We start from the raw sequence: 5196 nt of genomic DNA, 5'->3' as shown, positions 1-5196 counted from the left end.
GCCGCCATTGCCGCCGACCGCCGCGTTGTTGGTGAAGGTCACGTTGTCGATGGTGACGCTTGCGCCGGACGCCACGAACAGGCCGCCGCCCGCGCCGAGGCCGCCGCCGCCGCCGCCGTCACCGCCGCCGCCGCCATTGCCGCCGCGCGCCCGCATCGCGTTGATCGTGAGATTGGAGATCGTTACGACCGGCGCGTTGCTGCCGCTGACCTGGATGCCCTGAAAGGCGGACGCGCCGTCGATGGTGTTGTTGTTACCGGTGATGTTGACCGTGACGTTGCTGGCATTGGCCACCAGCGCGCCGAGCGAGCTCGACAGCGTGAAGCCGGCGGTGAAGTTGATGTTGATGGTCGAGTTGGCGCCGGCCGCCGCGACCGCGGCCACGGCGGTATTCCAGTCGGCCTGCGTCGCGACGTCGAGCGCCTGCGCGCTGCCGCTGATCGCGACCAGCGCCGTGCCGGCGAGCCAGGCCATGCGCCAGCAGCGTTGCGCCCGCCGGCGGATGATGGATTTCGGGCGTGAGGGGGCGGCGATCATTTGCAACGACATCAATGCCTCGAACATCGATCAGCAGTGCTGACTGCGGACGCGAAAAACCGACTCTGGAAAAGCCGGCCCACGCTAGCGTCCCCGCGGTTGCAATTCACGCGTGACTGTTACGAAATGTGTGCCACCTTTACGCCTTGTTTACGATTGTTGCCGAACGGCGACAGGCACTGAGGAGTTGGATGTGTTTGGATACCGCTTCGCTGCATGAACTCCGTAGTTCTGCGGGATCTTGCAACGGCGCGATCATCTGCCGTCGGCCGACGTCGTCACGCCCGTCGCCATGTCCCGCGATCTATTCCGTGTAGTTCCGCCACCGCTCCGCGCGGCGGAAATGCGTCGGCGTCAGACAGCGCCGGGCGCGGTTGATCTGCGCATCGGTCGCGCCGCGGCTGCGCGCATACATCTCGGCGACCTCGGCCGTGTATTTCTCGACGTAGTAGCGCACGTCCGAGCACGACATGTGGTCCGCGGCCCCCGCCTCATTGGCCGCCCGCATCTCCGATCCCAGGGCTAGCAGCACAAGCCCCGCACCGATCACGCTCCGCAACATCGACATCCTCCCCATGGTCGCGTTCTCCGACCAACAGGAGTGACTCGCGTCCGCGCCGCAAATTAACATTGGCGGCGAGAGCGGAATCTCGCCTGCACTGTTGCTTCGTGGTGCCACCACTGGTGATCGCAGGAGCTGTTCCCCAAGGGAGCCCAAGGGAGCTGTTCCCCAAGGGAACACGGCGCAGGCTGTAGGACTGCTCGTCTGCGGCGGCGAGCATCCGCCGGAGTTCGGACAACAACGGAGCAGCCAGCGTCGGCTTGCCGACATTGACCGCCGCTGTGAGCAGTGGCTCATCGGCGAAATCGGACGCGTGATACGCGCTTGCGACGAGATAGGGGATCCTGCGCTCGACGAGCTGCTGCGCCGCCGCCGAGGAGCGGCCGTCTTCGAGATTGACGTCGAGGATCGCTGCGTCGGGGTGATGGTCGGCCAGAAGCTGCAGCGCGCCGGACACCGTCGCGACCGGCCCCAGCACCGCATAGCCCGCGTCGTTCAATATGACCTTCAACTCCATGGCGATCAGGAACTCGTCCTCCACGACGAGCACGACGGCTTCGGCCTGGCGTGCCGCGGTCTCACTCATGCTCATGCGCGCTTGCTACCGGAATGCGGAGACGGGCGGTCAGTCCCTGGCTGTCGAATGTCAATTGCGCCGATCCCTGCAAGGCGAGCTTGGCGCCGTTCTCGATGATGCTCGTTCCCGTGCCCTGGCGGGTGGGCTTGACGATCGGCCGGTCACACCTCTCCTGCCACGACAGCAGCAGCGTCTGCGGCTCGGACGTGCCGCCGCTGAGTTGCCAGCTGATCTCGACGGTGCCGCCGCGTTCGCCGAAAGCGCCGTATTTGAGCGCGTTGGTCGCGAACTCGTGCAGGATCATGGTCAGCGGAATGACCTGCTTCTGCGCGATGGCGACGGCGGGTCCACCATGCTGGACCAGCCGGTCCGCGCCCAGCCCACCGACGACCTTGGTGACCAGGCTGGCCAGATCGATGTCCGCGGAGCCGGCTATCATCAGCGACTGGGCTGCCATCAGCGCTTCGAGGCGTCCCATAAACACGGTCTTGTAGTCCTGCGCCGTCTTCCCGGTCGTCTCGGTCTGGTTGGCGATGGCCCGGATCACGCCGAGCAGGTTCCTCATGCGGTGCCGGAGTTCAGAGAACAGCAGCGAGCTCTCGTGTTCCCTGGCGCGCCTTTGCGTGACATCGGTGAAGACCAGCAGCACGTGGGTGCTGTTGTCATCCGGCTTCCAGAGGCGCCTGGCCGTCAGCAGGAAGGTGCGGGTGCCGATGGCCGGAAAGGTATGCGTGACCTCGTAGTCGACGACGGCCGTCGATCGCGGAATGATCTCGGACACGAGGCTGCGCAATCGCGGAATGTTCCACTGGCCGTTGCCGAGGCTGTAGAGCGAGGTGCCGATCGTGTCGTCCCGCTCGACCAGGAAGGTGGCAAAGAAGGCGCGGTTGGCGTCGATCACGCAGGCCTTCTCGTCGAGCACCAGCAGAGGTTCGTTGATGGTGTCGACGATGCCTTGCGCCTGAACATGGCTGGTGCGGAGCAGGCGGTAGAGATCTTCAAGGTTCATCGGTCGGGTCCCCCGCTTACGAAACCAAGTCGGAACCAGGTCGGCACCGAGCCGAAGTCACTCGGACAACGCACCATTCCGTCAAAGTTGCCAAAACATACCGCCCCCCGCCGTGCCCGAACAAGCCGCGCCCCTCAGGTGGCCGTCCGGAACCATCGCCCGCGCGCTCATCCTGAATGAGCATTGCCAATCGACACTCGCGGGGCGCGAATGTCCGTTGACACTCCGGGGAACTGACGGTTGACTGTTCCCCGGAACTACGCGGGTCTGCTTCGCTGTCGCCGGTGGCGCGCGAGAAGTGGAGGGCATATGCGTGCTTCTCATATGCGTGCTTCTTATATGCGTGCTTCTCATGTGACCTGGGTTGCGAGCTGTCTGCTCGCATGGCTCGTGGGCGGCGGGGCCGCCGAGTGTGCCGCGAACAAGCCGGGCTGGAGCCCGAGCCCGGCCATCGTTCAGCTGGATACGTCGGAGGAGATCTTCGCGGTCGGCGATCCGCACGGCGATCCGAGCCGCCTGGCCACGGTGCTCGCCGCCGCGGGACTGATCGAGGCGATGTCGTTGGCGGGATGTTCGCAGCCGTTGAAGACGCCGCCGGCCGTATCCTGGACGGGGGCGCGCAAGATCCTGGTGATCACCGGCGATCTGATCGACAAGGGCTGTGATTCCGTCGGCGTCATCATGCTGCTGCGCGCGCTGCAGCGCGACGCTGCCGCCAAGGGCGGCCGCGTGATCGTCACGCTCGGCAATCACGAAGCCGAATTTCTCGACGATCCGGATGATCCCAAGACCGAAAAGTTCGGAGGCGAGCTCCAAGGATTGAAGCTCAAGCCGGAGGATGTCGCCCATTGCCGCGATTCGCTCGGTCTCGGCGAATTCCTGTGCGCACTGCCGATCGCGGTCCGCGTCAACGAGTGGCTCTTCAGTCATGGCGGCAACAGCGGCGGCCGCTCGATCGCGCAGATCGGCAAGCTCGGACTGCATGACCTGGCCGCAGATCCCAACTCCATTCTCCAGGCGCGTCTGAACAAGAAGGGACCGAACAAATATCCCTGGGTCTACGCCGGAAATTGCAAGACCGATCCCAAGCAGCTGCTGGAGAGCAATGCGGCCGCGCTGTCGAGCGATCCGAAAGTCAGGCACTTCGTGCTGGGTCATCAGTACGAGGAGGTTCAGTTCTACAGCCCCGACACGGCCTGCAAGTCGAAAGATGATCGGAAGCCGGACGTCACCCGTGATGCGGGGCGNCTTCTTTCAGCGTTACGGGCTGCTGTTCCTGATCGATACCGGCATGAGCAGCGGCATCGATGACAGCAACAACAGCGGCGGCGGCGCGCTGCACATCGTCGGCTCGGGAAGCGGTCAGAAGGTCGGCGTGATCTGCGCGAAAGGCGGCGAGACACCGCTGTGGTCGCCGCAGGGCCCCGAGAATTCGAACGTGTTCTGCGCGCGCTAGAGCGCGCGGCGCAGTTCAGGCAAGGCCACGCGATGCCGGGAGGGAGCAAGCTCCATCGGTCATGCTCGTCGGCGCTCGTCGCTCCGGCTGTTCTGCGGAGGAATGCGTCGTGTCGCCCGATGGGCTGAATGAGCGCGCCATGGCTCTGCGCCACTTCCCGGACTGGGCTGGGCTCCAGATGCGTCCGCGGTTCAAGGTGATGGCGCTCGGCCGGGTTCACCGATCCGGTTTGGAGCGGGTGCCGAGTCGCGGAAGGTGGTGAGGCGAGTCTTCCGAAATGACGGCCGCGAAGGCGCGAGGTTGCCAGAGTTGGGCACGCCGCTTTAAGCTCACGCGCTCATGACCTCCGTGCTGTCTCCAGACCAAGCAACGCATTTCGCCGGCGCCGGTGCGTTGCACATGCCCGCAGCGCTCGACGCATCCGTCTTGCGCGACCTCGCCGCCGCGCTTTCGCGCCATGCGCCGGCGCAGGCCGGCACGCGACTGCACGGCGTTGCTGCGCTGACTCCGTTCCTCGCCAATGACGGCCCGGTCGGCCGCGCCGCTGCCGCGGTTCTCGGCGACGCCACGCGCCCGGTCCGCGCCGTCTATTTCGACAAGACCGCCCAGGCCAACTGGGCCGTGCCCTGGCATCAGGACCGCACCATCGTGGTCTGCAACCGCATCGAGGTTGCAGGCTTCGGCCCGTGGACCATCAAGGGCGGTCTGCAGCACGTCGCGCCGCCCGACGCCGTGCTTGCGCGCATGCTCACCCTGCGCGTCCATCTCGATGCCGTGCCCGACGGCAACGCCCCGCTCCTGATCGCCCCCGGCTCGCACCGCCTCGGCCGTATCGCGGAAGCCGACGTGCCCGGCGTCGTCGCGCGTTGCGGCACCGTGATGTGCTGCGCCGAGCCGGGCGATATCTGGCTGTATGCGACGCCGATCCTGCACGCCTCGGAGCCCTCAGCGCAGCCCGGCCACCGCCGCGTGCTGCAGGTCGATTTTGCGGCGGATGCGTTGCCGGGTGGATTGAAGTGGCTGGGAGTATGAGACAAGAGAGTAGGGCGGATTAG

Annotated in this window: 7 protein-coding genes; 3 read left to right on the top strand and 4 right to left on the bottom strand. The window is 65.8% G+C overall.

The annotated features are described in order from the left end of the window. From BRAS3809_RS35495 to BRAS3809_RS06150, 4 genes are all read right to left on the bottom strand, one after another. Positions 1-474, bottom strand: a 474-nt coding sequence (locus BRAS3809_RS35495) for a pectate lyase-like adhesive domain-containing protein (protein ID WP_035655498.1), incomplete at its 3' end; no start/stop codon positions are given. 367 nt (positions 475-841) lie between these two features. Next, positions 842-1099, bottom strand: coding sequence for a hypothetical protein (locus BRAS3809_RS06160; RefSeq protein WP_035655497.1), 258 nt, complete (start codon positions 1097-1099; stop codon positions 842-844). Further along, positions 1029-1691 (bottom strand): response regulator, encoded by a 663-nt coding sequence (locus BRAS3809_RS34485; protein ID WP_008961232.1) that lies wholly within the window; start codon positions 1689-1691, stop codon positions 1029-1031. The genes BRAS3809_RS06160 and BRAS3809_RS34485 overlap by 71 nt, the downstream gene beginning before the upstream one ends. Next, positions 1678-2685 (bottom strand): sensor histidine kinase, encoded by a 1008-nt coding sequence (locus tag BRAS3809_RS06150; protein ID WP_008961231.1) that lies wholly within the window; start codon positions 2683-2685, stop codon positions 1678-1680. Before BRAS3809_RS06150 ends, BRAS3809_RS34485 begins: the two co-directional genes overlap by 14 nt. Positions 2686-2994: 309 nt before the next feature. Here BRAS3809_RS06150 and BRAS3809_RS06145 point away from each other — a divergent pair, with 309 nt between their 5' ends. The 3 genes from BRAS3809_RS06145 to BRAS3809_RS06140 all read left to right on the top strand — a co-directional run bounded on the left by BRAS3809_RS06145 (position 2995) and on the right by BRAS3809_RS06140 (position 5173). After that, positions 2995-3996, top strand: a complete 1002-nt coding sequence (locus tag BRAS3809_RS06145) for a metallophosphoesterase (protein WP_083839056.1) — start codon at positions 2995-2997, stop codon at positions 3994-3996. Next, positions 3977-4141: a hypothetical protein gene (locus tag BRAS3809_RS36495; RefSeq protein ID WP_170323258.1), complete on the top strand. Its 165-nt coding sequence runs from the start codon at positions 3977-3979 to the stop codon at positions 4139-4141. Before BRAS3809_RS06145 ends, BRAS3809_RS36495 begins: the two co-directional genes overlap by 20 nt. A gap of 339 nt (positions 4142-4480) precedes the next feature. Continuing rightward, positions 4481-5173, top strand: a complete 693-nt coding sequence (locus tag BRAS3809_RS06140) for a phytanoyl-CoA dioxygenase family protein (protein ID WP_008961227.1) — start codon at positions 4481-4483, stop codon at positions 5171-5173. The last annotated feature ends 23 nt before the right edge of the window (positions 5174-5196 follow it).

Origin of the sequence: Bradyrhizobium sp. STM 3809 (genome assembly GCF_000239795.1) — a bacterium.
Classification (GTDB): Bacteria; Pseudomonadota; Alphaproteobacteria; order Rhizobiales; family Xanthobacteraceae; genus Bradyrhizobium.
This window is presented reverse-complemented; position numbering and strand designations above follow the sequence as displayed.